The sequence below is a fragment of the Sphaerisporangium dianthi genome, from assembly GCF_042654065.1.
In the GTDB taxonomy this organism is placed as follows: domain Bacteria; phylum Actinomycetota; class Actinomycetes; order Streptosporangiales; family Streptosporangiaceae; genus Sphaerisporangium; species Sphaerisporangium dianthi.
The window spans coordinates 79,481-102,915 of the sequence record NZ_JBHSFP010000022.1 but is presented as its reverse complement, the minus strand read 5'-3'; the positions used below and the strand labels follow the sequence as shown (position 1 = coordinate 102,915).

General features: G+C 70.0%; 23 protein-coding genes and 2 pseudogenes. 19 read left to right on the top strand and 6 right to left on the bottom strand.

The window, feature by feature from the left end; translation table 11 throughout:
* Nucleotides 1–136: 136 nt before the first annotated feature.
* The 18 genes and pseudogenes from rpmE to ACFO60_RS26925 all read left to right on the top strand — a co-directional run bounded on the left by rpmE (nt 137) and on the right by ACFO60_RS26925 (nt 17,176).
* On the top strand, nt 137–355 hold the full coding sequence (gene rpmE, locus ACFO60_RS27010; protein ID WP_380845050.1) for a 50S ribosomal protein L31: 219 nt from the start codon (nt 137–139) through the stop codon (nt 353–355).
* A 111-nt stretch (nt 356–466) separates the two neighbouring features.
* Nucleotides 467–1,519: a peptide chain release factor 1 gene (gene prfA / locus ACFO60_RS27005; RefSeq protein WP_380845047.1), complete on the top strand. Its 1,053-nt coding sequence runs from the start codon at nt 467–469 to the stop codon at nt 1,517–1,519.
* Between the two features lie 79 nt (nt 1,520–1,598).
* A complete protein-coding gene (gene prmC, locus ACFO60_RS27000; protein ID WP_380845044.1) occupies nt 1,599–2,453 on the top strand; it encodes a peptide chain release factor N(5)-glutamine methyltransferase in 855 nt (284 codons plus the stop codon).
* Nucleotides 2,454–2,512: 59 nt separating this feature from the next.
* Nucleotides 2,513–3,146, top strand: a pseudogene (locus ACFO60_RS26995) (L-threonylcarbamoyladenylate synthase); the annotation flags it as partial.
* Between the two features lie 643 nt (nt 3,147–3,789).
* Complete coding sequence (locus tag ACFO60_RS26990) at nt 3,790–5,664, top strand: hypothetical protein (protein ID WP_380845041.1); 1,875 nt, start codon at nt 3,790–3,792, stop codon at nt 5,662–5,664.
* A 16-nt stretch (nt 5,665–5,680) separates the two neighbouring features.
* Entirely contained in the window at nt 5,681–6,061 is a 381-nt protein-coding gene (locus ACFO60_RS26985) for a hypothetical protein (protein ID WP_380845039.1), read from the top strand.
* A gap of 120 nt (nt 6,062–6,181) precedes the next feature.
* Nucleotides 6,182–7,510, top strand: a complete 1,329-nt coding sequence (locus ACFO60_RS26980; protein ID WP_380845036.1) for a serine hydroxymethyltransferase — start codon at nt 6,182–6,184, stop codon at nt 7,508–7,510.
* A 60-nt stretch (nt 7,511–7,570) separates the two neighbouring features.
* Complete coding sequence (locus ACFO60_RS26975; RefSeq protein WP_380845034.1) at nt 7,571–8,812, top strand: glycosyltransferase family 4 protein; 1,242 nt, start codon at nt 7,571–7,573, stop codon at nt 8,810–8,812.
* Nucleotides 8,813–9,066: 254 nt separating this feature from the next.
* A complete protein-coding gene (locus tag ACFO60_RS26970) occupies nt 9,067–9,495 on the top strand; it encodes a hypothetical protein (protein WP_380845031.1) in 429 nt (142 codons plus the stop codon).
* Nucleotides 9,496–9,784: 289 nt separating this feature from the next.
* The gene (gene atpB / locus ACFO60_RS26965; RefSeq protein WP_380845028.1) at nt 9,785–10,576 is read left to right on the top strand and encodes a F0F1 ATP synthase subunit A; all 792 of its coding nucleotides are present in this window, start codon (nt 9,785–9,787) and stop codon (nt 10,574–10,576) included.
* Between the two features lie 83 nt (nt 10,577–10,659).
* Complete coding sequence (gene atpE, locus ACFO60_RS26960; RefSeq protein ID WP_380845025.1) at nt 10,660–10,890, top strand: ATP synthase F0 subunit C; 231 nt, start codon at nt 10,660–10,662, stop codon at nt 10,888–10,890.
* A 32-nt stretch (nt 10,891–10,922) separates the two neighbouring features.
* Entirely contained in the window at nt 10,923–11,462 is a 540-nt protein-coding gene (locus tag ACFO60_RS26955) for a F0F1 ATP synthase subunit B (protein WP_380845022.1), read from the top strand.
* Nucleotides 11,462–12,271, top strand: a complete 810-nt coding sequence (locus ACFO60_RS26950) for a F0F1 ATP synthase subunit delta (RefSeq protein ID WP_380845019.1) — start codon at nt 11,462–11,464, stop codon at nt 12,269–12,271. The genes ACFO60_RS26955 and ACFO60_RS26950 overlap by 1 nt, the downstream gene beginning before the upstream one ends.
* A gap of 40 nt (nt 12,272–12,311) precedes the next feature.
* The gene (atpA, locus tag ACFO60_RS26945; RefSeq protein WP_380845016.1) at nt 12,312–13,961 is read left to right on the top strand and encodes a F0F1 ATP synthase subunit alpha; all 1,650 of its coding nucleotides are present in this window, start codon (nt 12,312–12,314) and stop codon (nt 13,959–13,961) included.
* A 3-nt stretch (nt 13,962–13,964) separates the two neighbouring features.
* A complete protein-coding gene (locus tag ACFO60_RS26940; protein ID WP_380845013.1) occupies nt 13,965–14,867 on the top strand; it encodes a F0F1 ATP synthase subunit gamma in 903 nt (300 codons plus the stop codon).
* Nucleotides 14,868–14,876: 9 nt separating this feature from the next.
* Nucleotides 14,877–16,304, top strand: coding sequence for a F0F1 ATP synthase subunit beta (gene atpD, locus ACFO60_RS26935; RefSeq protein WP_380845010.1), 1,428 nt, complete (start codon nt 14,877–14,879; stop codon nt 16,302–16,304).
* A 52-nt stretch (nt 16,305–16,356) separates the two neighbouring features.
* Nucleotides 16,357–16,758, top strand: coding sequence for a F0F1 ATP synthase subunit epsilon (locus ACFO60_RS26930; RefSeq protein WP_380845007.1), 402 nt, complete (start codon nt 16,357–16,359; stop codon nt 16,756–16,758).
* 13 nt (nt 16,759–16,771) lie between these two features.
* The gene (locus tag ACFO60_RS26925; RefSeq protein ID WP_380845004.1) at nt 16,772–17,176 is read left to right on the top strand and encodes a DUF2550 domain-containing protein; all 405 of its coding nucleotides are present in this window, start codon (nt 16,772–16,774) and stop codon (nt 17,174–17,176) included.
* A gap of 393 nt (nt 17,177–17,569) precedes the next feature.
* On the opposite strand, the gene ACFO60_RS26920 is transcribed toward ACFO60_RS26925, so the two are convergent.
* Nucleotides 17,570–18,160, bottom strand: coding sequence for a cob(I)yrinic acid a,c-diamide adenosyltransferase (locus ACFO60_RS26920; RefSeq protein WP_380845001.1), 591 nt, complete (start codon nt 18,158–18,160; stop codon nt 17,570–17,572).
* A gap of 270 nt (nt 18,161–18,430) precedes the next feature.
* Here ACFO60_RS26920 and ACFO60_RS26915 point away from each other — a divergent pair, with 270 nt between their 5' ends.
* Nucleotides 18,431–18,748, top strand: a complete 318-nt coding sequence (locus ACFO60_RS26915; RefSeq protein WP_380844998.1) for an STAS domain-containing protein — start codon at nt 18,431–18,433, stop codon at nt 18,746–18,748.
* Between the two features lie 244 nt (nt 18,749–18,992).
* Here the strand turns inward: ACFO60_RS26915 and ACFO60_RS26910 are convergent, their stop codons facing one another.
* From ACFO60_RS26910 to ACFO60_RS26890, 5 genes and pseudogenes are all read right to left on the bottom strand, one after another.
* Complete coding sequence (locus ACFO60_RS26910) at nt 18,993–19,397, bottom strand: hypothetical protein (protein WP_380845180.1); 405 nt, start codon at nt 19,395–19,397, stop codon at nt 18,993–18,995.
* A 9-nt stretch (nt 19,398–19,406) separates the two neighbouring features.
* Nucleotides 19,407–19,574 (bottom strand): annotated as a pseudogene (locus ACFO60_RS26905) (TetR/AcrR family transcriptional regulator); the annotation flags it as partial.
* Between the two features lie 106 nt (nt 19,575–19,680).
* On the bottom strand, nt 19,681–21,168 hold the full coding sequence (locus ACFO60_RS26900) for an aldehyde dehydrogenase family protein (protein WP_380844995.1): 1,488 nt from the start codon (nt 21,166–21,168) through the stop codon (nt 19,681–19,683).
* A gap of 286 nt (nt 21,169–21,454) precedes the next feature.
* Nucleotides 21,455–22,072 carry a response regulator gene (locus ACFO60_RS26895; protein ID WP_380844992.1) on the bottom strand — a complete coding sequence of 206 codons (618 nt, stop codon included), beginning with the start codon at nt 22,070–22,072 and terminating at the stop codon, nt 21,455–21,457.
* Nucleotides 22,069–23,358 (bottom strand): sensor histidine kinase, encoded by a 1,290-nt coding sequence (locus ACFO60_RS26890; RefSeq protein ID WP_380844989.1) that lies wholly within the window; start codon nt 23,356–23,358, stop codon nt 22,069–22,071. Before ACFO60_RS26890 ends, ACFO60_RS26895 begins: the two co-directional genes overlap by 4 nt.
* Between the last annotated feature and the right edge of the window lie 77 nt (nt 23,359–23,435).

Sequence of the window (23,435 nt, the reverse complement as noted above, 5' to 3'; positions counted from 1 at the left end):
AGCGATGGCCTGGCGGGGTTACAGGATCTGGCACACTGGTAGCCGACCGAACGGCGGTTCCGGTTCCCGCCCGTCCGCGTGTCAGCTGACCGCGAGAGACGAAGGCGACCCGGCGACCGCGCCAGAGAGGATTGAGATGAAGCCCGACATTCACCCGACTTATGCCACCACGCAGGTGACCTGCAGCTGTGGCGCCAGCTTCACCACCCGCAGCACCGCCAAGAACGGCGTCATCCACGCCGACGTGTGCTCCGCCTGCCACCCCTTCTACACGGGCAAGCAGAAGATCCTGGACACCGGCGGCCGGGTGGCCCGCTTCGAGAAGCGCTTCGGCAAGAAGCCCGCGAGCAAGTAGCTCCGCGACCGACGCCGGCTCGGCATGCCCCCGCGCACGGGGGCATGCCCGGGTCGGCGTTCTTGGTGATGACCCAGGTTCTCGCCGGTGGTGAGGGAAGAAGGACGCACGGTGAATCTCGACGAGTTGCTCAACGAGTACGCGGAGCTTGAGCAGAGGCTCGCCGATCCCGCTGTGCACGCCGACCAGAACCAGGCCCGCACCCTGGGCAAGCGCTACGCGCAGCTGACCCCCATCGTGTCGGTCTACCGCGAGCTGGAGGGCGTCCGCGACGACCTCCAGGCGGCCAAGGAGCTCGCCACCGAGGACTCGGCGTTCGCCGAGGAGGCCACGCAGCTGGAAGGGCGCATCGCCCCCCTGGAGGAACGACTCAAGCACCTGCTGATCCCGCGCGATCCCAGCGATGACAAGGACATCATCATGGAGATCAAGGCGGGGGAGGGCGGCGAAGAGTCGGCGCTGTTCGCCGGCGACCTGCTGCGCATGTACCTCCGGTACGCCGAGCGCGTCGGCTGGAAGACCGAGATCATCGACGCCCAGCACTCCGATCTCGGCGGCTACAAGGACGTCACCGTCGCGGTGAAGGGCAAGGGCGCCGACGGCGTCTGGTCGCGCCTGAAGTACGAGGGCGGCGTCCACCGGGTCCAGCGGGTGCCGGTCACCGAGTCGCAGGGGCGCATCCACACCTCCGCGGCCGGCGTCCTGGTGTATCCCGAGGCGGAGGAGGTCGACGTCCAGATCGACCCCAACGACCTGCGCATCGACGTCTTCCGCAGTTCCGGTCCCGGGGGCCAGAGCGTCAACACGACCGACTCGGCGGTGCGCATCACCCACGTCCCGACCGGCGTGGTCGTCTCCTGCCAGAACGAGAAGAGCCAGCTCCAGAACAAGGAGTCGGCGCTGCGCATCCTGCGTGCGCGGCTGCTGGCGATCGCGCAGGAAGAGGCCGACGCCGCCGCTTCGGCCGAGCGCAAGTCGCAGGTGCGGACGGTCGACCGCTCCGAACGCGTCCGCACGTACAACTATCCGGAGAACCGCATCTCCGACCACCGCGTAGGTTTCAAGGCGTACAACCTCGACCAGGTGCTGGACGGCGACCTGTCCGCGGTCATCCAGGCGCTCACCGACGCCGAGACGGCCGACAAGCTCGCCGCGCACACCTGACCCCGTGAACCCACCCGACCCGCGAAGTGGCCAGACACCCTCCACGACCCCGTCGACGACGTATCTTGCGAAAACTCCCATGACGCTGCTGATGGACGAGATAGCCCTCGCCACCGCCCGGCTCGCCGAGGCGGGGGTGCCCTCACCGCGCACCGACGCCGAGGAGATCGCGGCGTTCGTCCACGGTGTGCGGCGCGGCCAGCTCCACACGGTGCCCGATTCGGAGTTCGACGCCCTGTTCTGGGAGGGCATCGCACGGCGGGAGGCACGCGAGCCGCTTCAGCACATCACCGGACGTGCCTACTTCCGCTACCTGTCGCTCGAGGTGGGGCCCGGCGTGTTCGTGCCGCGCCCCGAGACCGAGGTGGTGGCCGGCTGGGCCATCGACCGGCTCCGTGAGATGGACGTCGCCTCCCCGCTCGTGGTCGACCTCGGCACCGGCTCGGGCGCCATCGCCCTGTCGATCGCCCAGGAGGTCGCGCTCGCGCAGGTGCACGCCGTCGAGGTCGACCCGGTCGCCTACGGCTGGGCCAAGCGCAACATCGTCGAGCACGGGCAGGGGCGCGTCTCCCTGCACCCGGAGGACCTCGCCGACTGCCTGCCCGAGCTGAACGGCCAGGTGGACCTGGTCATCTCCAACCCGCCCTACATCCCGCCGGGCGCGGTGCCGCGCGACCCCGAAGTGCGCGACTACGACCCGTCCCGTGCCCTGTACGGCTCGGGGGAGGACGGGCTGGACGAGGTCCGCGCCGTCGAGCGCACGGCCCGGCGCCTGCTGCGGGCGGGCGGTCTGGTGGCGGTGGAGCACGCCGACCAGCAGGGGTCGGCGGTCTATCTGGAGTTCTCCGAGGACCGCGGCTGGCGTGACGCGCGAGACCACGCCGACCTGGCCGGCCGCGACCGCTTCGTCACGGCCCGTCACGGCCAGGAATGACGGCCGACGCGGGGGATCCCGGCTCGGGCCGGCCCGCCCGCATGGGAGGATGACAAGTCGTGAGCCGACGTTATGACTGTTCCACCACCGAGCAGCGTGCTGCCGGGATCGCCGACGCCGCGTCCGCCATACGGGCCGGCGAGCTGGTGGTCATCCCGACGGACACGGTTTACGGCATCGGGGCCGACGCCTTCACGCCCTCGGCCGTCACCGCCCTTCTCGAGGCCAAGGGCCGCGGCCGGGACATGCCCGTCCCCGTCCTGGTCGGCACGGTACGGGCCGCCTCCGCCCTCATCGAGGATCTCGGCACCTACGGGCAAGATCTGATCGACAACTTCTGGCCAGGGCCGCTGACGATCATCTGCCGGGCGAGCCGCTCGCTCAACTGGGATCTGGGTGACACCAAGGGCACCGTCGCGGTCCGCATGCCGCTGCACGCCGTCGCGCTTGAGCTCCTCAAGGAGACGGGGCCGATGGCGGTGAGCAGCGCCAACCGGTCCGGCGCGCCGCCCGCGACGACCGCCGCCGACGCCGAGGAGCAGCTCGGGGAGTCCGTGGCCGTCTACCTCGACGGCGGCGCCTGCGCCGACACCACGCCTTCCACGATCATCGACCTCACGACGGCCGTGCCACGGGTTTTGCGCCAGGGCGCCATCCCGGTCGAGAAGCTGCGCAGCGTCATCGGCTACGTGGCCACCGACGCGGGCCCGGACACCGATGTCTCGGGTCTGGCGGGCGCCAAGGAAGCCCTCACCGAGGCCACCGCGACCACCGACACCGCCGAACCCACCGACACGCCCAAGCCCGCCGACACGGCCGACACGGCCAAGCCCGCGGACACGACCGACACGGCTGACACGGTGAAGCCCGCGGACACGGCCGACACGGCTGACACGGTGAAGCCCGCGGACACGGCGGAGCCGGTCGATGCCGTCAAGCCCGCGGACGCGGCCGGGTCCGCCGATACGGCCAAGCCCGGTGTCTCCGCCGAGCCGGCCGAGACGGTGAAGCCCGCGGACGCGGCCGAGCCGGTCGACGCCGTCAAGCCGGTCGACGCCGACGGGGCGGCCGGGGTGGGGCAGGTTCCGCCCGCCGAGACGCGAGGGCAGGCCGACAAGCGGCCGTGACGGCCGAGGTCCGTGCCGTCACCGCCGTGACTCATGCCGTATGGCTATCGTGCGGGCTCGTGGCCGGAGCGTCTCAGTAGCGTGAGGTGCGTCTGTGCTCTTGAGCGATCGCCTGTGGCAGGGGAGCATGGCTGCGAGCGGGCGCGAGCCCTTTGGAGTCGCAATGGGCGCACCAAGGGGAGCGGCGGTCACGACCACGGGAGACGCCCATGGGCAAGCTGGACGGAATGGACCCGAAGCTGGTCCGTGAGCTGTTGGCCGAAGTGGGACGCGCCGGGAAGCAGATGCGCAGCGTCGAGGCGCGTGTCACTCAGCTGACCGGCGCGGCCGGCCTGTCCGTGCCCACCACGTACCGGCCGGTCCAGGTCGCCGACGCCGGCGAGACGCTCGTCCGCGATGTCAGCGCCCGGCTCGTCCTTCTGGAGAAGAAGGAGAAGCAGAACGACACGGTGACCGGTCCCAAGAGCATGAACCAGACCGATCCCGACAAGCATGACTCCAAGTCCGGCGACGGCAAGACGGACAAGACGGAGAAGACCCACACGGCCGACAAGGACGGACATTCGAAGTCCGACAAGGGTGGCAAGGACGCTCCGCCGACGGCCGACAAGGACGACTCACCCAAGAACGACAAGAGCGACAAGGGCGACAAGAACGACGCCCCCAAGGCCGACAAGCCGGACAAGAACGACGCCCCCAAGGCCGACAAGAACGACGCGCCGAAGGCGGACAAGCCGGACAGGGACGATTCGCCGAAGAACGACAAGAACGATCAGCCCGACCAGAAGCACGAGCCGAAGGCCGATAGGTCCGATCCTCCGCCCAAGGCGGACAAGCACGACGCGCCCACGTCCGACCCGCAGGACAAGACGGACAAGCCAGACAAACACGAGCCGCCGAAGGTCGACAAGCCCGACAAGGACGACGCCCCGAAGGTCGACAAGCCCGACAAGCCCGAACCGCCGAAGGCCGACAAGCCCGACAAGCCGGAGGGGCCGCCGCAAGGTGGCGAGCCACAGTACGTGTCTCCATTGGCGGAGAGTCCGCAGGCCGGCCCGGACGCGCAGCAGCAGATCCCGCCCACCGAGAGACCTGACGCTCCCGACCAGCAGCCCGTCACGCCCGATCGGCAGCCGGATGTGGTGGATCGGGAGCCGGTGTCGCCTGATGGGCAGCCCGACGCGCCTGATCGGCAGCCCGTCGCGCCTGATGGTCAGCCGGATGTGGTGGATCGGGGGCCGGTGTCGCCTGATGGGCAGCCCGACGCGCCTGATCAGCAGCCCGTCGCGCCTGATGGTCAGCCGGATGTGGTGGATCGGCAGCCGTATGCGGCCGATCAGGGGCCCGGCACGCCCGCCCAGCAGAGTGTGCCGCCCGACCAGCGGCTCGACACGCCGAATGTCGACAACCCCGACGACATCGACACCACGCACGAACGGACGCGGGTGATCGAGGTCGACGGGGTGCGGGTCGTCGAGGTCACCATGAAGCCTCCGAGCGCCGAGCATCTTCGCTGGCTGATGCAGAACATGGACAAGATCCCGCCGATGGAGCAGCCGGTGGTCGTCCCGCCGGACGGTGCGCAGCCGGGGCACCCCCAGCCCGATGGGCCGGTGGGCCACATCCAGCCCGAAGAGCCGTCCGGTTCGGCCAGGCCGTCGGCTCCGCTCCCGCCGGACACGCCCGACCCGGCCGCGGGCTCGGGTACGCCCGACTCGGCCGCCGGCTCGGGTTCGTCCCATTCGGCCGCAGGGTCGGGTTCGTCCCACTCGGCCGCGGGTCCGGCTTCGTCCTACTCGGGCGCCGATGCGGGTTCGTCCGACCGTGGAACGGGTGCTTCGCACGGTCGGCCCGACCAGGGGACCGGGTCTTCCGAAGGCGTACGAGGAGCGAGTGGCGATCAGGGGCAGCGAGGTCCTCAGGGGCTCGTACAGCAGGAAGGGCACCTCAGGTCCGGTCTGTACTCGCCATCCGGGGTAGAGGGCCGATACGGCCATTTCAGCGCCGACGATGGCCATGGCGTGACGTCCGCGTCGGATGTCCCGTCAGAAGACGCCGAGCCTGGCTCGTCGACCGATTCGTGAAGGAGGGCCGCCAGAGATGCACGCCGATCCCCCGGCTCCGCAGCCGCTCCAGCCCGGTGAAGGGCCGCCGACCTCCTCGGCCGACCCGTTCAACCCCGATGGGCAGGCGACCAGCTGGCGGTTCAACCCCGAGTACCAGAAGCTCGTCGATCTGTGGCAGCAGGTGCTGCCGCTGCTCGAAGGGCTGACCACTTCCCTGGACAAGGCGCAGCAGATGAGTCGCAGCAGGGACGTCTGGGACGCGCCGGTCGCGGAGCGGTACGTGCAGGACATGAACGAGTGGCGCAACCGCCTGAGCATGTACCGCCAGTCGGTGCTCAGCGCGATCAGCGACCAGGCCGCGGACACCCCCCGGTGGGTGCCGGTCGCGGCGGGTGCCCCGCACGCCTACAGCTGACCGCCCGAGACGGTCCCCGAGCGGTCGCCGGGGGGCCGCGGATGGCCGGCCTTACAGTGGGGAGACCAGTGTCCTTACCTCGTGCGGTCCCGTACGGGGGGAAGGAGTGGTGAGCCGGCCATGCGTACGACACGGCGCGACCACGAACGCGATCACGAACGCGACCACGAGCCTGCCGGCGTCGCCGGCGGTGACGCGGAGTTCTACGGACCCGACTTCGCGCAACTGAGGCGGCAGGATCCCGAGATCGCCCGAGTGCTGATCGACGAGGTGGAGCGGCTTCGCGGCGGCCTGCAGCTCATCGCCAGTGAGAACCTCGCCTCGCCCGCCGTGATCGCGGCCCTGGGTTCCACTCTGACCAACAAGTACGCCGAGGGTTACCCGGGCAGGCGGTACTACGGAGGTTGCGAGGTCGTCGACCGGGCCGAGACGATCGCGGTCGAGCGGGCGAAGGCGCTGTTCGGCGCCGATCACGTCAACGTCCAGCCGCACTCCGGCGCGTCGGCGAACCTCGCCGCGTACGCCGCGCTGCTGCGGCCGGGCGACACGGTCCTGGCGATGGCGTTGTCGCACGGCGGCCATCTGACCCACGGATCCAAGGTCAACTTCTCGGGCCGCTGGTTCGACGTGGTGGCGTACGGGGTGCGGCGCGACACCGAGACCATCGACTACGACGAGGTGCGCGACTTGGCGGTGCGGCACCAGCCAAAGATGATCATCTGTGGCGCCACGGCGTATCCGCGGCTCGTGGACCACGCGGTGTTCCGGGGCATCGCCGACGAGGTCGGCGCGTGGCTGCTGGTGGACGCCGCCCACACGATCGGCCTGGTGGCGGGCCGGGCGGTCCCCTCGCCCGTGCCGCACGCCGACGTGATCACGTTCACGACGCACAAGGCGATGCGCGGGCCGAGGGGCGGCGGCATCCTCTGCACCGCGGAGCTGGCCTCGCGCATCGACCGCGCGGTCTTCCCGTTCACGCAGGGAGGGCCCCTGATGCACGCCGTCGCTGCCAAGGCGGTGGCCTTCGGGGAGGCGCTGCGGCCGGACTTCCGGGCGTACGCAGCGCAGGTGATCGCGAACGCCCGGGCGCTGACCGACGCGCTGGCGGCCGAGGACATGCGCCCGGTTTCCGGCGGGACCGACACCCACCTGGCGCTCATCGATCTGCGGGACCTCGGGGTGACCGGGGTGGCGGCCGAGCGGAGTTGCGCGGCCGCGGGAATCATCCTCAACCGCAACGCCATCCCCTACGACCCGGAGCCGCCGACGGTGACCTCGGGCATCCGGCTCGGCACCCCCTGCGTGACGACGCAGGGCATGGGGGTGAGCGAGATGAAGGAGATCGGGTCGATGGTGGCGCAGGCCGTGCGCCGTCCAGGTGCGATAACGTCGGTGGCCGAGCGGGTGACCCGGCTCACGCGGGGTCATCCGGCGTATCCACGTGGTTAATGTGCAGTTCTGTGCAATTTTCCGGTCACATTTGGCCGAACAATCCGGGAAACTGGGGTCGTGCGCGAATACCTCCTCATGGCGTCGGTGACGGCGGTGGTCACCTACCTGCTGGTGCCGCTGGTCAGGGTTTTCGCCCTGCGCATCGGCGCCGCGCCCGAGATCCGCGAGAGAGACGTGCACACGGTCCGCACGCCACGCCTCGGCGGCCTGGCGATGTACGCGGGCATGCTGGCCGGCCTGTTCGTCGCGAGCCGGCTGGAGCACATCGGCCCCAAGCTCGCCGATCCGCGGATGGGCGACGGCCAGACGGTCACCGCCCTCGCCCTGGCCGGCGGGGTCATCGTGCTCATCGGCTTCCTGGACGACTGGTGGGGCATGGACGCCTTCGTCAAGCTGGGCGGCCAGATCGCCGCGGCGGGGCTGCTGGTCGCCTTCAAGCTCACCCTGCTGTGGATCCCGCTGCCGAACGGCGGGACGGTCAGCCTGGACAACACGCTGACCACGATCATCACCATTCTCGTGGTGGTCGTCGCCATCAACGCGGTGAACTTCGTGGACGGCCTGGACGGCCTGGCCGCCGGCATCGTCTGCATCGCGGCGATGGCCACCTTCGCCTGGACCGTCGCGCTGACCGACAGCCTCGACCAGGGACGTCTCAGCGTCACGGCGGCGATCACGGCGATCCTCATCGGAATGTGCCTGGGCTTCCTGCCGCACAACTTCCATCCCGCCAAGATCTTCATGGGCGACACCGGGGCGATGCTGATCGGCCTGGTGCTGGCCACCTCGGTCGTCACGGTCACCGGCACGGTCGACTACAACGGGGCCGGCGACATCAACCGCTTCCCGGTCGTCCTGCCCATCCTGCTCCCGCTCGCGGTGATGGTGCTCCCGCTGGCGGACCTCATCATGGCCGTGGTGCGGCGCACGTCCTACGGCAAGTCGCCGTTCGCGCCCGACCGCGGTCACCTGCACCACCGGCTGCTGCAGATCGGCCACTCGCATCGCCGTACCGTGCTGATCATGTACGCGTGGACGTTCCTGTTCGCCGCGACCGTCGTGGGGCTGTCGGTCGGCGGCGTCCCGCTGATCGTCTTCCCGGTGGTCGTGCTGCTGGCGCTGGCCGTGCTGGTGATGATGGGCCTGCCGGTGTGGCGGTCCGGCCGGGGCGGACGCGGCGGCGGCGCCCATGCGGTGCGCCCGGGACCGCAGCCGGGGCCCGGCCCGGTCCCCGAAGATCCCTCGGTTCCCGGCGCGGCCACGACGTCGTCCTCGGCCACGGTCACCACCACCGGCTGACCCACCCCGGGCCGGTCACCCGACCCGTCCGCAGGCGCCGGTCTCATCCCTCGCGCCCGGGGCGCGCCAAGGAGGTCGGCGCAGATCATCATCTGCTCTCGCCTGGCCGTTCACCTCCACGAAATCGCAGGTAAAGGCGGCCCTCCCTGAGCTTGTGATATCTTTCACTAGCGGTGGGCCCGGCAAGGTCCGGGCATCGCTCGCCCTGTAAGGTAGCAATCGCTCGCTTGCCAACCGATGCCCTGGAGCGCCCGATGCAGGACAACGATCTCCGAATGCTCAGAGCGGCCGCGATCCCGACGGCTCTGGTCGGGCTGATCGCCGTCGTGGTCGCCGCGTTCCTCGTGGGCTCCAAAGGGGCGCTGGGCGCGGGCATCGGCGTCGTCGTCGTGGCGGCCTTCTTCACCATCAGCCTGATCGCCGTCGCCTACGCCGCGCGCATCTCCCCGGTGATCATGATGGCGACCGCGATGGGCACCTATCTGGTGAAGATCCTGGTGCTGGCGGTGCTGCTCGAACGCTTCGCGGACGCCACCACGTGGGACCCCCAGTCGTTCAGCCTGACGGTCATCGCCTGCACCATCTGCTGGACCATCGGCGAGGCGCGCGGCTTCCTGCGCCTTCGCATGCTCTACGTCGACCCTGAGGTCAAAGTTCCCGGTTCGATCGAGGAGAAGAGGTGAGCCGTCATGTTCCGCGACGCCGCTTCCCTTACAATCTCATCGGCAGACGGGGCATGACGAGTCGTCGTCGGGCGCCCGAGATGACGATCTCTCGAGGCTGGCTCGATATGACTAGTCAGGGCCGCGCCTGCTATTGTCGCGTGCGCGGTAAACAAGGTCGGGGAACATCTGTCGGAGCCATCGAGCCCTGGCCCCCCCGCTCTCTTTCTACTTCTCATCCGGCCCGCCCGTCCGCGGTGTGGTCACTGGATGGCCACTTGACCGATCAACACGACGAAGGGAACGACGAGTGAGCGCCACGCTGACGCCTCTCGCCTCCGATGAGTTCACGGCTCCGGGGCTCGGCATTTTCGACTGGCCGCCGCTCGTCGAAGGTGCTGCCTGGTTCAACAAGCCGGCTCTGCTCGCGCTGGTCGGCACCCTGCTCGTCATGGTGCTCACCTATGCCGCCTTCGCCCGGCCGAAGCTCGTGCCGCGGGGCTTCCAGAACGTCGGTGAGCTCGCCTACCAGTTCGTCCGCGAGCAGATCGCCCGGCCGAACCTCGGCAAGGACAGCGACCGCTGGATGCCGCTGCTGTTCACCCTGTTCCTGTTCACGCTGGTCATGAACCTGTTCGGGTCGGTCATCTTCATCCAGTTCCCGGTGATGTCCCGCATCGGCTATCCGGCGATCCTGTCGCTCTTCGTCTGGCTGCTGGTCATGTACCTGGGCATGAAGCACCAGGGGCCGATCGGCTTCTTCAAGAACGTGATGTTCCCCCCCGGACTGCCCGGCTGGATCTACGTGCTGATCGCGCCGATCGAGTTGATCTCCACCTTCTTCCTGCGCCACATCACGCACGCGGTCCGGCTGTTCGCCACGATGATGGCCGGTCACCTGATCATCGCGCTGTTCTCCGAGGTCGGATGGCACTTCCTGGCCGTCAAGCTGACCCCGCTGGGTGCGCCTCTCGGCGTCCTCGGCGTCGCGATGACCATCCTGCTGACCGCCTTCGAGCTGTTCATCCAGGCGCTGCAGGCCTACGTGTTCGCGCTGCTGGCGGCGATGTTCATCAACGACGCGCTGCACCCCGCCCACTAGAGTCCCGCGCTCGCACATCGTTCCTCCCCGACCGACAACTCCGGTGGACTTCCCCACTGGTCGATAGAAAAGGAAACCTAAGCATGTCTGGTGTTCTCGCCGAAGTGACCGGCAACCTCGGCTCTATCGGGTACGGCCTCGCTGCGATCGGCCCCGGCATCGGCATCGGCATCATCTACGGCCAGGGTGTGCAGGCCATCGCCCGCCAGCCCGAGGCCTACGGCCTGATCCGTCAGAACATGATCCTCGGCTTCGTCTTCGCCGAGGCGCTCGCGCTCATCGGTATCGCGCTCGCGTTCGCCTTCCGGGCCTGACACAAGACCTGCTCTGAAGGAAGGCGGCATCCATGTACGCGATAGCGGCAGAAGAAGCGGTGAACCCACTCCTCCCGCACCCGGCCGAGATGGTCATCGGTGGAGTGTCGTTCCTGATCGTTCTGTTCTTCATCGGCCGCCTCCTTGTGCCCCGCATCCAAAAGACGCTGGAGATGCGGACCGAGGCCATCGAGGGCGGTCTCAAGAAGGCCGAGGAGGCCCAGGCCGAAGCCCAGCAGACGCTGGAGGACTACCGGGCCAAGCTGGCCGAGGCCCGGCACGAGGCCGCCCGCATGCGCGAGGAGGCACGCGAGCAGGCCGCGCAGATCAAGGCCGAGCTGCGTGAAGAGGCCCAGACCGAGGCGCGACGCCTGATCGAGGCGGCGCACGCCCAGATCGAGGCCGACCGCCAGCAGGCGTTCACGCAGCTGCGCGCCGAGCTCGGCCGCCTGTCCATCGAGCTGGCGAGCCGCATCGTCGGCGAGTCGCTGGAGGACCAGGCCCGGCAGAGCGGCGTCGTGGATCGCTTCCTCAACGAGCTGGAGTCCGCCGGCGAGGCGGCGGTGCGCTGATGAGAGGTCTGAGCCGTAGCTCGTTCGCCGAGGTCGAGGAGCGCTTCAACGCGGTGGCGGCCACGGCCGACCTCGGCCGGCTGGCGGAAGACCTGAGCTCGGTCGCCGTCCTGCTCGACGCCGAGCACGGGCTGCGCCGCAACCTCGCCGACCCCGCCCGGCAGGCGGAGCAGAAGGCCGAGGTCGTGCGCGCCCTGCTGGGCGGCAAGATCAGTGACGCGGCTCTCGAGACGGTCATCGCGGCCGTCTCGGTCAGGTGGTCGAGGTCGCCCGACCTGTCGGACGCGCTCGAGCGTCTCAGCGTCATCGCCTCCGCCGCCGAGGCCGAGTCCGCCGGCAGGCTGGACGACGTGGAGGACGAGCTCTTCCGCTTCGGCCGCATCGTCGAGGCCACCCCGGCGCTGCGCATGGCGCTCGTGGACCCCGCCGTCCCCGCGGACGCCAAGCGGGGGCTGATCGCCGATCTGCTGAGCGACAGGGTCGCGCCGACGTCCCTTCGGCTGATCACGCAGCTCGCTTTGCACCCGCGAGGGCGTAGTTTGGAACGAGGGCTGGAGGAGTACGGCCAGCTCGTGGCGGAGCAGCGACAGCAACTTGTCGCCGTGGTGCGCAGCGCGGTTCCGCTGACCGACGGGCAGAGGCAGCGCCTCACCACCTGGTTGCGCACCACGTACGGACGGGACATCCACCTCAACACCGAGGTGGACCCGCGGGTGCTCGGTGGGTTCTCGGTCCGGCTCGGCGACGAGCTGATCGACACCACGATCGCAGGACGTATTGAAGAAGTCCGCCGCCGGTTGGCCGGCTGAGAGTGTCAGGGCGGCCGATGATTAGGGAGACTGAAGAGAGATGTCGGAGCTGACGATCCGGCCGGACGAGATCCGGGACGCGCTTGAGCGCTTCGTTCAGGCGTACGAGCCGGAAGGCGCGGCGCGCGAGGAGATCGGGACCGTCGTGGACGCCGGCGATGGCATCGCCCACATCTCCGGCCTTCCCTCGGCGATGGCGAACGAGCTGCTGGAGTTCGAGAACGGCACGCGCGGCCTGGCGCTGAACCTGGACGTCCGCGAGATCGGTGCGGTCGTCCTGGGCCAGTTCAGCGGCATCGAGGAGGGCCAGTCGGTCCGCCGCACGGGCGAGGTCCTGTCCGTGCCGGTGGGCGACGGGTTCCTCGGCCGCGTGGTCGACCCCCTGGGCAACCCGCTCGACGGCAAGGGCACGATCGAGGCCGAGGAGCGCCGCCCGCTGGAGGTGCAGGCGCCGTCCGTCGTCCAGCGGCAGCCGGTGAAGGAGCCGCTGCAGACCGGCCTCAAGGCGATCGACGCCATGACGCCGATCGGCCGCGGCCAGCGCCAGCTGATCATCGGCGACCGCGGCACGGGCAAGACCGCGATCGCCGTGGACACCATCCTCAACCAGCGCGAGAACTGGGCCACCGGCGACCCGACGAAGCAGGTCCGCTGCGTCTACGTCGCGATCGGCCAGAAGGGCTCGACGATCGCGCAGGTGCGGGCCCGCCTGGAGGAGGCGGGCGCGATGGAGTACACCACCATCGTCGCCGCCCCGGCCTCCGACCCGGCCGGCTACAAGTACCTGGCGCCCTACACCGGTTCGGCCATCGGCCAGCACTGGATGTACCAGGGCAAGCACGTGCTCATCGTGTTCGACGACCTGACCAAGCAGGCCGACGCCTACCGCGCCGTGTCGCTGCTGCTGCGCCGCCCGCCGGGTCGTGAGGCGTTCCCCGGCGACGTCTTCTACTTGCACTCCCGTCTGCTGGAGCGCTGCGCCAAGCTCTCCGACGACCTGGGCGGCGGCTCGATGACCGGTCTGCCGATCATCGAGACCAAGGGCAACGACGTCTCGGCGTTCATCCCGACCAACGTGATCTCCATCACCGACGGTCAGTGCTTCCTGGAGACCGACCTGTTCAACTCGGGCGTCCGCCCGGCGATCAACGTCGGTGTGTCGGTGTCCCGAGTCGGCGGCTCGGCGCAGATCAAGGCGATGCGCAAGGTCGCCGGCACGCTGCGCCTGTCGCTTTCGCAGTACCGCGACCTCGAGGCCTTCGCGGCCTTCGCCTCCGACCTGGACGCGGCCTCCCGCGCCCAGCTGGAGCGCGGCGCCCGCCTGGTCGAGCTGCTCAAGCAGCCGCAGTACACCCCGTTCGCGGTCGAGAGGGAAGTCGTCTCGGTCTGGGCCGGCACCAGCGGCGAGCTGGACGACGTCCCCCTTGAGGACATCCGGCGCTTCGAGGCGGAGTTCCTGGAGAACCTCTCCACCTCCTACAAGGGCGTCCTGGACGCCATCCGGGAGACCAAGGAACTCGGCGACGACACGGTCACGACCCTCAAGGACGCGATCACCGAGTTCAAGAAGGGCTTCCAGACCTCCTCCGGCGAGATGCTCGTGCAGGACGAGCCGATCGAGGCTCTGAGCGCGGACGAGGTCGGCCAGGAGAAGATCGTGAAGCACGTCCGCACGGCCGAGAAGAAGTAGCTCATGGGTGCCCAGCTAAGACTGCTGCGGCGGCGGATCCGGTCGGTCAAGTCCACGGCGAAGATCACGCGCGCCCAGGAGCTCATCGCCTCCTCCCGCATCATCAAGGCGCAGCAGCGCATGGAGGCGGCCGTCCCGTACGAGCGTGAGATCACTCGCGCGGTGTCGGCCGTCCTCAGCAACAGCGCTGAGATCGACCACCCGCTGACCGTCGCCAAGGAGCGGCCGGCCTCGGCGGGCGTGCTCATCATCACCAGCGACCGCGGCTTCGCCGGAGGCTTCAACGCCAACGTCCTGCGCGAGGCCGAGGCGCTGGCCGGTCACCTGCGCGGTCGCGACATCGAGGTCAAGCCGTTCGTCGTCGGGCGCAAGGGCATCACCTGGCACCGTTTCCGCAGCCGGGAGATGAACGGTGAGTGGTCGGGCTTCTCCGACAACCCCACCTACGCCCACGCCAAAGAGATCGCCGGCGCGCTGGTCTCGGCCTTCGAGGACGAGAACGGCATCGACGAGATCCACGTCGTCTACACCGGGTTCGTCTCGATGCTGACGCAGGACGTGCAGGTCACGCGCATCCTTCCGCTCCAGGTGGAGGAGACCACCGAAGAGCCGGCCGAGGGTCCGCTGCCCTACTACGAGTTCGAGCCGACCGCGGGCGAGGTGCTGAACCAGCTCCTTCCCCGCTACATCGAGTCGCGCATCTTCAACGCGCTGCTGCAGTCGGCCGCCTCCGAGCACGCCTCGCGCCGCCGGGCGATGAAGTCGGCGACCGACAACGCCAACGAGCTCATCCGCGTGTTCACCCAGCAGATGAACCAGGCTCGCCAGGCCGAGATCACCCAGGAAATCAGCGAGATCGTCGGCGGAGCGAACGCGCTCGCCGACGCCTCTGCGGGGAAAGAGTGAGAAACCACAATGACTGTTGAGACCGTCGCGACCGCCGTAGGTCGTGTGGCCCGGGTCACGGGTCCCGTCGTCGACGTGGAGTTCCCCGTCGAGGCCATGCCCGAGATCTACAACGCCCTGAACGTCGACGTCACGATCGGCGAGACCACCAGGACGCTGACCATGGAGGTCGCCCAGCACCTCGGCGACAACCTCGTCCGCGCCATCTCCATGCAGCCCACCGACGGCCTGGTGCGCGGCGCCGCCGTCAGCGACAGCGGCGGCCCCATCTCGGTGCCGGTCGGCGACGTCGTCAAGGGCCACGTGTGGAACGCGCTCGGCGAGCCGCTGGACACCGACAAGGCGTCCCTGCAGGTCAGCGAGCGCTGGGGCATCCACCGCCCGTCGCCCGCCTTCGACACCCTCGAGTCGCGCACCGAGATGCTGCCCACCGGCATCAAGGTCATCGACCTGCTCACCCCGTACGTCAAGGGTGGCAAGATCGGCCTGTTCGGCGGCGCCGGCGTCGGCAAGACCGTCCTCATCCAGGAGATGATCCGCCGCGTCGCGCTGAAGTTCTCCGGCACGTCGGTGTTCGCCGGCGTCGGCGAGCGCACCCGCGAGGGCAACGACCTGTGGCTGGAGATGGAGGAGGCCAACGTCCTGAAGGACACCGCCCTGGTGTTCGGTCAGATGGACGAGCCGCCGGGCACCCGCCTGCGCGTCGCCCTGTCGGCGCTCACCATGGCCGAGTACTTCCGCGACGTCCAGAAGCAGGACGTGCTGCTGTTCATCGACAACATCTTCCGGTTCACCCAGGCCGGTTCCGAGGTGTCGACGCTGCTCGGCCGCATGCCCTCCGCCGTGGGTTACCAGCCGACGCTCGCCGACGAGATGGGCGTGCTCCAGGAGCGCATCACCTCGACCCGCGGTCACTCGATCACCTCCATGCAGGCGATCTACGTCCCCGCGGACGACATCACCGACCCGGCCCCGCACAACGCGTTCGCGCACCTCGACGCGCAGACCGTTCTGTCCCGGCCGATCTCGGAGAAGGGCATCTACCCCGCGGTGGACCCGCTCGACTCCACCTCCCGCATCCTCGACCCCCAGATCGTCGGCGAGGAGCACTACCGGGTCGCCCAGGAGACCAAGCGCATCCTGCAGAAGTACAAGGAACTGCAGGACATCATCGCCATCCTGGGCATCGACGAGCTCTCCGAAGAGGACAAGGTCACCGTCCAGCGGGCGCGTCGCATCGAGCGTTTCCTGTCCCACCCGATGTACGCCGCCGAGGCGTTCACCGGCCAGCCGGGAGAGTTCGTGCCGGTCGACGAGACCATCCACTCCTTCAAGGGACTGTGCGAGGGCGAGTACGACCACCTGCCCGAGCAGGCGTTCTTCATGGTCGGCGGCATCGACCAGGCCCTCGCCAAGGCCAAGGAACTGGCCCGCTGACGACTGGGTGCCGGTACGGCCGGGCCGTACCGGCATTCGAGGAAGGTGTGTGATGGCAAAACTCCGCATCGGAGTGGTTTCGCCGGAACGTGAGATCTGGTCCGGCGAGGCCGACATGGTGATTGCCAAGACCGTGGACGGCGAGATCGGTATTATGCCGAACCACGCGCCCGTGCTCGGTGTCCTCGTCGAGGGCGGCGTTCTCCGCGTCCGTCGAGGCGACGGCGACGAGCTCGTCGCCGCCGTCCACGGCGGGTTCATCTCGGTGGCCAACAACGACGTGTCGGTGCTGGCCGAGTCGGCCGAGCTCGGCTCCGAGGTGGACGTAGCGGCGGCGCGCGACGCGCTCCAGCGCGCGCTCGCCTCCGTCGAGACCGACAACGAGGACGCCGACGCCCAGATCGAGGCCAAGCGTGCTCGGGCCCGGCTGCGTGCGGCCGGCGAAGAGGTCTGATAAATACACCGACATGAACGTGGGGGCGGCAATGGCGGCGCTTGACATACTGGTGAGCGTTGTGGTCATCGCCGCCCTGATCGTTCTACGCGGCATCGTGCTCGCACGATCCCGGGGCAATGTCGTATGCAGTCTGAGGACCAAAGATCGCGCCTGGAGGAGTGGAGTAGCCCGCTACGCGGGCGGGGAACTTCACTGGATCCCCTTCCTAGGAGTGCGACTGAGGCCGCGCCACGCGATCGCGAGGCGCGGCCTCACGGTTTCCACCCGTCGCCCCCTCGCGGGGGACGAGGGCCCGGCCGGCTACTGGACGGTCGACTGCGCCGGCGTCTCGCTGGCCATGAGCGAAGACGCCCTCACCGGCTTCCTCGCCTGGGTGGAGTCCGCCCCACCCAGCGCCCACCTCGACGCTGCGTAGCTTTGCTGTGTTTGCTTTGCCTCGCTTCGCTCGGCGGGCTCGGGGCGCCTTTGAGGCGACGCCCTTCGTCGTCGTTCACGAGCGCTCGTCCTGTGTTTGCTTTGCCTCGCTCCGCTCGGCGGGCTCGGGGCGCCCTTGAGGCGGCGCCCTTCGTCGTCGTTCACGAGCGCTCGTTCCTCGCACTCGCTCTCTCCTCCTCAGGACACCGCCGCGCCCCGAGCAGCGCTTGCTCTGCCTCGCTTCGCTCGGCGGGCCCGGGGCGCCCTTGAGGCGGCGCCCTTCGTCGTCGTTCACGAGCGCTCGTCCCTCGCACTCGCTCACTCCTCCTCAGGACACCGCCGCGCCCCGAGCGGCGTGGCTTGGCCTCGATTCGCTCGGGGCGGGTGAGGGGGGTCAGCGGGTTGCGCCGGGTTTCCAGAGGAGTTCCTGGCCGTCGGCGGTGACGCGGCAGAGGATGAACATCAGGTCGCTGAGGCGGTTCAGGTAGGTGGCGGTCAGCGGATTCACGTCGTCGTGCGCCTCGAGAGCCGACCAGGCCGTCCGCTCGGCTCGCCGGACGACCGTGCGGGCCACGTGCATGAGGGCGGTGCCGGGGGAGCCGCCGGGCAGGATGAAGCTGCGCAAGGGCTTCAGTGCCTCGTTGAAGCGGTCGCACTGAGCCTCCAGCCATTCGACGTACGACGGCTCGACGCGCAGCGGCGGGAACTCGGGGTCGGGCGTGACCGGCGTGCACAGGTCGGCCCCGACGTCGAACAATTCGTTCTGGATGCGGGCCAGCACCTCGGCGACCTCGGCGGGCAGGTCGCCCATGGCCAGGGCGACGCCGATGGCGGCGTTGGCCTCCTCCACGTCCGCGTAGGCGGCGAGCCGGGGGTCGGTCTTGGGCGTGCGGCTCATGTCCCCGAGGTTGGTGCTGCCGTCGTCTCCCGTGCGCGTGTAGATCTTCGAGAGGACGACCGGCTTGTCGTTGTCGGCTCGCGTCATGCCGCCCAGCGTAACGGGAGCGGTTGTTGCGCCTCGCTCCGCTCGGGGTTCCACTCCCTCCACCACAGGACGTCGCCGCCGCGCGCCGGTCTCCCTCCGTTCGGCGGGGGCGGGGCGTTCCTGGGGCGTCTCAGGGGCAGGAGAGACGACCTGTTGCCCGCTTGCCGGGGGTGACGCCTGAGGGCTTGACCCAAGAGAAGGCATGGGGGAGGTGTCAGCGGGCAGGGAGACCATGCGGCCTGGACAGGTCGCCGGACATGAGGAGGCGGCATGCGAAGCCGGATGAGTCCGGGAAGCCAGGAGGTCCGCGTCGGGTCCCGGCTCGACGTGGGCACCGTCGCGATGCTGCGGCCGCGCCTGCACGAGGCGGTCGAGAGCGGCGACGGTGACATGATCGTCGATCTCTCCGACCTGGAGATGATCGACTCTGCCGGCCTGGGGGTACTCGTCGGCACGCATCGCCGCGCGCTACGCGCGGGTCGCCGCCTTGTTCTACGGGGGGTGCCACCGCGTGTCATGCGGGTGCTCGCCATCACCCGGCTGCACCGGGTGCTCCGGGTCGAGCTTCCTGTGGCCGCTGTGGCCTGATCGCGCCTCCGGCGCGCGCCAGGGCTGCCGCCGGCGTCGCGCATATGGGGAGGCGCCCTGTGGCGCCGTCTCGAACCCGGGGAGTGGGGGTCGTCAAGGCGCCTGCTCCCCGGTCGTTCAGGGCGGTCCCGGCTCCGTCCGGAGCGACGACGACGCCGCCTAGAACTGCTCTGCGGGTTTCGTGGCGGTGCGGTCCGGCGGTTCTCGCCGTGTCCGCCCGCCGTCCGAGGGCCCGCTGTGGAGCTCAGGTGCCGAAAGAGCGGCGGAAGATGTGGACGGCCGTCTCGACGAGGTGGTCCAGGGGCGGCCGTTCCTCGGCCAGCACCCATTCGATCAGCAGCTCCTGCAGCGCGCCGACCACTCCGAGCGCGAGCAGGTGGGTCTTGTCGGGGAGGCCGCCGGGCAGATCACCGAGGCTCGCCTCGATGATCTCGGTGAATCCCTTCACCGCGCGCTGCCGCTGGGCGGTGAGGATGTCTCCGGCGCGCCGCACTTCCAGGTGCATGATGCGGGCGCGGCGCGGGTCGTGGGTGACGAAGGAGATGTACTCCTTGATGCCGGCGCAGATCCTGCTGTCGGGATCGGCCGGCGCGTCGCCGATGGCCTTGGAGACCGCGAGTATGGTCTCCTCGACGCAGCGGTCGTACACCGCACGCATAAGATCTTCGCGTCCCGTGAAACATTCATAGAACGCGCGGTTGGAGATGCGTGCCGAGGCACACAGCCGCTCGATGGTGGTAGCGATGAAACCCGCGTGTGCGAACAGCGTATATGCGGCGGTCAGCAACCGCTCCCTGCGGTCGGCTAATCGCTGTTCCGCTGTCATACCGCGGTAGTCGCGTCCGGTCGCCACTGCTCACCTCGCGTCCTGCTGGCCCCGTAGGAACCCATCATTATGGACGCAAGATCGTTTTTCGGGAAGTATAGGACAACTACCTCTTGCGTCTGCCGTGCAGGAATGTGATCAGTTTCACAAGGCGTTCCATGTCGGCCGGCGTGCGGCTGAAGGACGTGATGGTCATCCCGGGCAGGGGGAAACGCTGCCGGGCGATCGACTTCGGCCGCGCGAACTCGCGCAGACCGTCCGCGCCGTGGATGCGCCCGAACCCCGAGTCGCCCACGCCGCCGAAGGGCAGCGACGGCACGCCCGCGAAGGAGATCACCGAGTTGATCGCCGTCATCCCGCTGAGCATCGTCCGTGCCAGCTCCGTCGCGCGCCGGGCGTCGCCGGAGAAGATGGTGCCGCCGAGGCCGTAGGACACGGCGTTGGTCTTCTCCATGGCCTCCTCGGCGCTGGCGACCTTGCGCACGGTGATCGTCGGCCCGAAGGTCTCTTCCCGCACCGCGCTGGAGTCCTCGGGCACGTCGGTGAGCACCACCGGGTCGACGTACGGAGGCCGCACGGACTCGGTGCCGCCCACGACGGCCGTGGCCCCCTCGGCGAGGGCGTCGCCGACGTGCCGGCGGATCACCTCGGTCTGCGCCGGCATGGTGATCGGCCCGTAGTCCTCCCCGGCGCGTACGGCACGCGCCCGCTCGGTGAGCTCGCGCATGAAGGCGTCGTAGACGCGCTCGACCACGTACACGCGCTCGACGCCCACGCAGGTCTGTCCGGCGTTGGACATCGCTCCCCAGAGTGCCGCGTCCGCCGCGGCGGCGACGTCGGCGTCCGCGTCGACGATGAGCGCGTCCTTGCCGCCGCACTCGGCCACCATCGGCGTGAGGTTGGCCGCGCAGGCGGCCATCACCCGCTTGGCGGTGGCCGTCGAGCCGGTGAAGGCGATCTTGCCAACGCCCGGATCGCCCGCGAGCGCCGCCCCGGTCTCGCCGAGCCCGGTGACCACCTGGAACACCTCGCGCTCCGGGACGCATCGCCGGAACAGCTCGGCCAGCAGCACGCCGACCCCGGGGGTGAGCTCGCTGGGTTTGAACACCACGGCGTTGCCGGCGGCGAGGGCGTAGGAGATGGAGCCCATGGGAGTGAAGACGGGGTAGTTCCACGGCCCGATGACGCCGACAACGCCCAGGGGCAGGTACTGCAGAGTGGCGGCGAGGTTCGCGCCGAGCAGGCCCGGCGAGACGCGGCGCGGGCCGAGGACCTTACGGGCGTTGCGCGCGGCCCAGTCGAGGTGCGTGATCGTCAGCACCGTCTCCAGCGTGGCGTCGCCGATCGGCTTGCCGGTCTCCTTGCGCACCAGGGCGGCGATGCGGCCGAGGTTGGCGACGAGCACCGCCTTGTAGTCGAGGAGCCGCCGCTTGCGCGCGTCGAAGCCCAGCCCGGCCCACCAGCGGGCCGCCTCGCCGGCGCGCCGCACGGCCGCCTGGACGGCCTCGGCGTCGTGGCGGGGGTGGGTGCCGACGACGGCGCCCGTCGCGGGGTTCAGGGAGTCGAAGGCGGCCTGCTCGGTGGCGGTCGTCATGGCGTCTCCTCCTCGGGCCTCGCGGCCTTGCTCGCGCTCCGGATGCGCCCTCCGGGGACCACGACGGCCCCCATCGGGGACCTGTGGTCACCTTAGTCCTGCCGCGACACCGGAGACCATCTCCCCGGAATATTGTTCCGCAGCCCGCAGCCCGCAGCCCGCAGCCCGCAGCCCGCAGCCCGCAGCCCGCAGCCCGCAGCCCGGACGGGCGGTGCGCGCCGTGTCGTACCCCGCGTAGCCGGTCGCACTCCGCGGTCGGTGTCCGCGGGCGGTTCCCCGCCGCCGGCTAGAGCAGGCCGCGGGAGAGGGCGGTGGTGACGGCGGCGGTGCGGTCGGAGACGCCGAGCTTGCCGAAGACGCGCAGCAGGTGGGTTTTGACCGTCGTCTCGCTGATGAACAGCTCCCGGCCCACCTCGGCGTTGGTGAGGCCCCGTGCCACCAGCGCCAGCACCTCCGTCTCTCTCGGGGACAGCGACTCGGCGGCCGGGGCACGCATGCGCGAGACCAGCCTGGTCGCGACCGCCGGGGACAGGACGGTCTCGCCCCGCGCCGCGCCGAAGACGGCGGCGACCAGGTCGGCGCGCGAGGTGTCCTTCAGCAGGTAGCCGGCCGCGCCCGCCTCGACCGCCCGCACGATGTCCTGGTCGGTCTCGTAGGTGGTCAGGACGATCACCCGCGTCTCCGGGCGCGCGGCGAGGATCGGCGGGATGGCGCCCACGCCGTCGCCGCCGGGCATGCGCAGGTCCATCAGGATCACGTCCGGGCACAGCTCGGCGGCGCGCACCACCGCCTCACCGCCCGAGCCGGCCTCACCCGCCACGGTGATGCCGGAATCGGCCTCCAGCATGCCGCGCAGGCCCTCACGGACCACGGGGTGGTCGTCGACGATGAGCACGTTTATCACGCGATGTCGTCCTTCTGGGGAAGCCGGACGGTCAGTGTGGAGCCGTGCCCGGGTGCGGTGTCCAGTTCCACGGTGCCTCCGGCCTGCTCGACGCGGCCGCGCATGGCGCGCAGGCCGAATCCGGCGGCGGGGGAGAGGCCGTCGAACCCGGCCCCGTCGTCGCGCACCCGCAGAACCACCTCGTCCTCGCGGTAGGAGAGTTCGACGGCGGCCGAGGCGGCCCGGGCGTGCTTGCGCACGTTGGCCAGCCCTTCCTGCGCCGCCCGGATCAGCACCACCTCGGCGCCGGCGGAAAGGGCCCGCGAGCGGCCCTCGACGGCGCAGGAGACCGGGATGCCGAGTTCCTCGCCGACGCGCGCGGCGACGCGGGCCAGCGCCTCGTCCAGCGTCGAGCCGTCCAGCGGGGGCGGGCGCAGGGCGGCGATCAGCCCGCGCGCCTCGTCCAGGTTCTCGCGGGCGGTGCGCATGGCGAGCGCCAGATGCCGGGACGGGTCGGGCTGGGCCTCCGCCGCCTGCAGCAGCATGATGATGCTGGTGAACCCCTGGGCGAGCGTGTCGTGGATGTCCCCGGCCAGCCGCTCGCGCTCGGCGAGGGCGCCGCGCTCGCGCGAGAGCCGCTCCACCTCGGCCCGGCTGGCCGAGAGCTGCTCGATCAGTTCGGCCCGCTCGGCGCTCTGGTTGACGATGCGGGTGATCCAGCGGCCGCTGACCATGGAGAAGGTCGCCCCCACCACGCCGGTGACGGTGAAGACGATGACGTCCCCGAGCTGGACGCCGGGCGTCACGAGGTAGCGGACCGCCGGGACCGTGTTGAGCAGCACCACGACGGTGACCGCCCACCGCACCGGCAGGACCATGAACAACTGCGGGCACAGGGCGAACAGGACGAACGCCGCGGCGGGCGCGACGATCGCGGCGGGGACGAACGTCGCCAGCGCGATGCCCGCGTAGAGCATCCCGAATCGGATGTCGTCGCGTCGCGCCTCGAGCGCGGGCCGCCCGACCAGCAGGTAGGCGACGGCGCACACGCCCAGGGAGCCGATGGCCACGGCCTTGGTGATCCCCGCCACGCGCCCGTCGACGGCCACCAGGCCGACGGACACCACGAAGGTCACCGCGTAGAGCGTCTCCCAGCCGCGCAGGAGCTGCCAGGCGTTGGCGACCGGACCGTCCGCCCCGTGCGCGGTCGCGCTCGCGGGGACGTCCGTGCTGGACGGGGCCCCGCGCCCTCGGCGCCTGCGGGACCCGCCGATCGAGGACGCGGCTTCCGCGCCGTCCGTGGACACGCGAGCCGGGCCGGCCGCGGACACGCGAGCCGGGCCGCCCGGGGGCGCGTGACCCGGACGGCCGGGGAGAAGGCCGG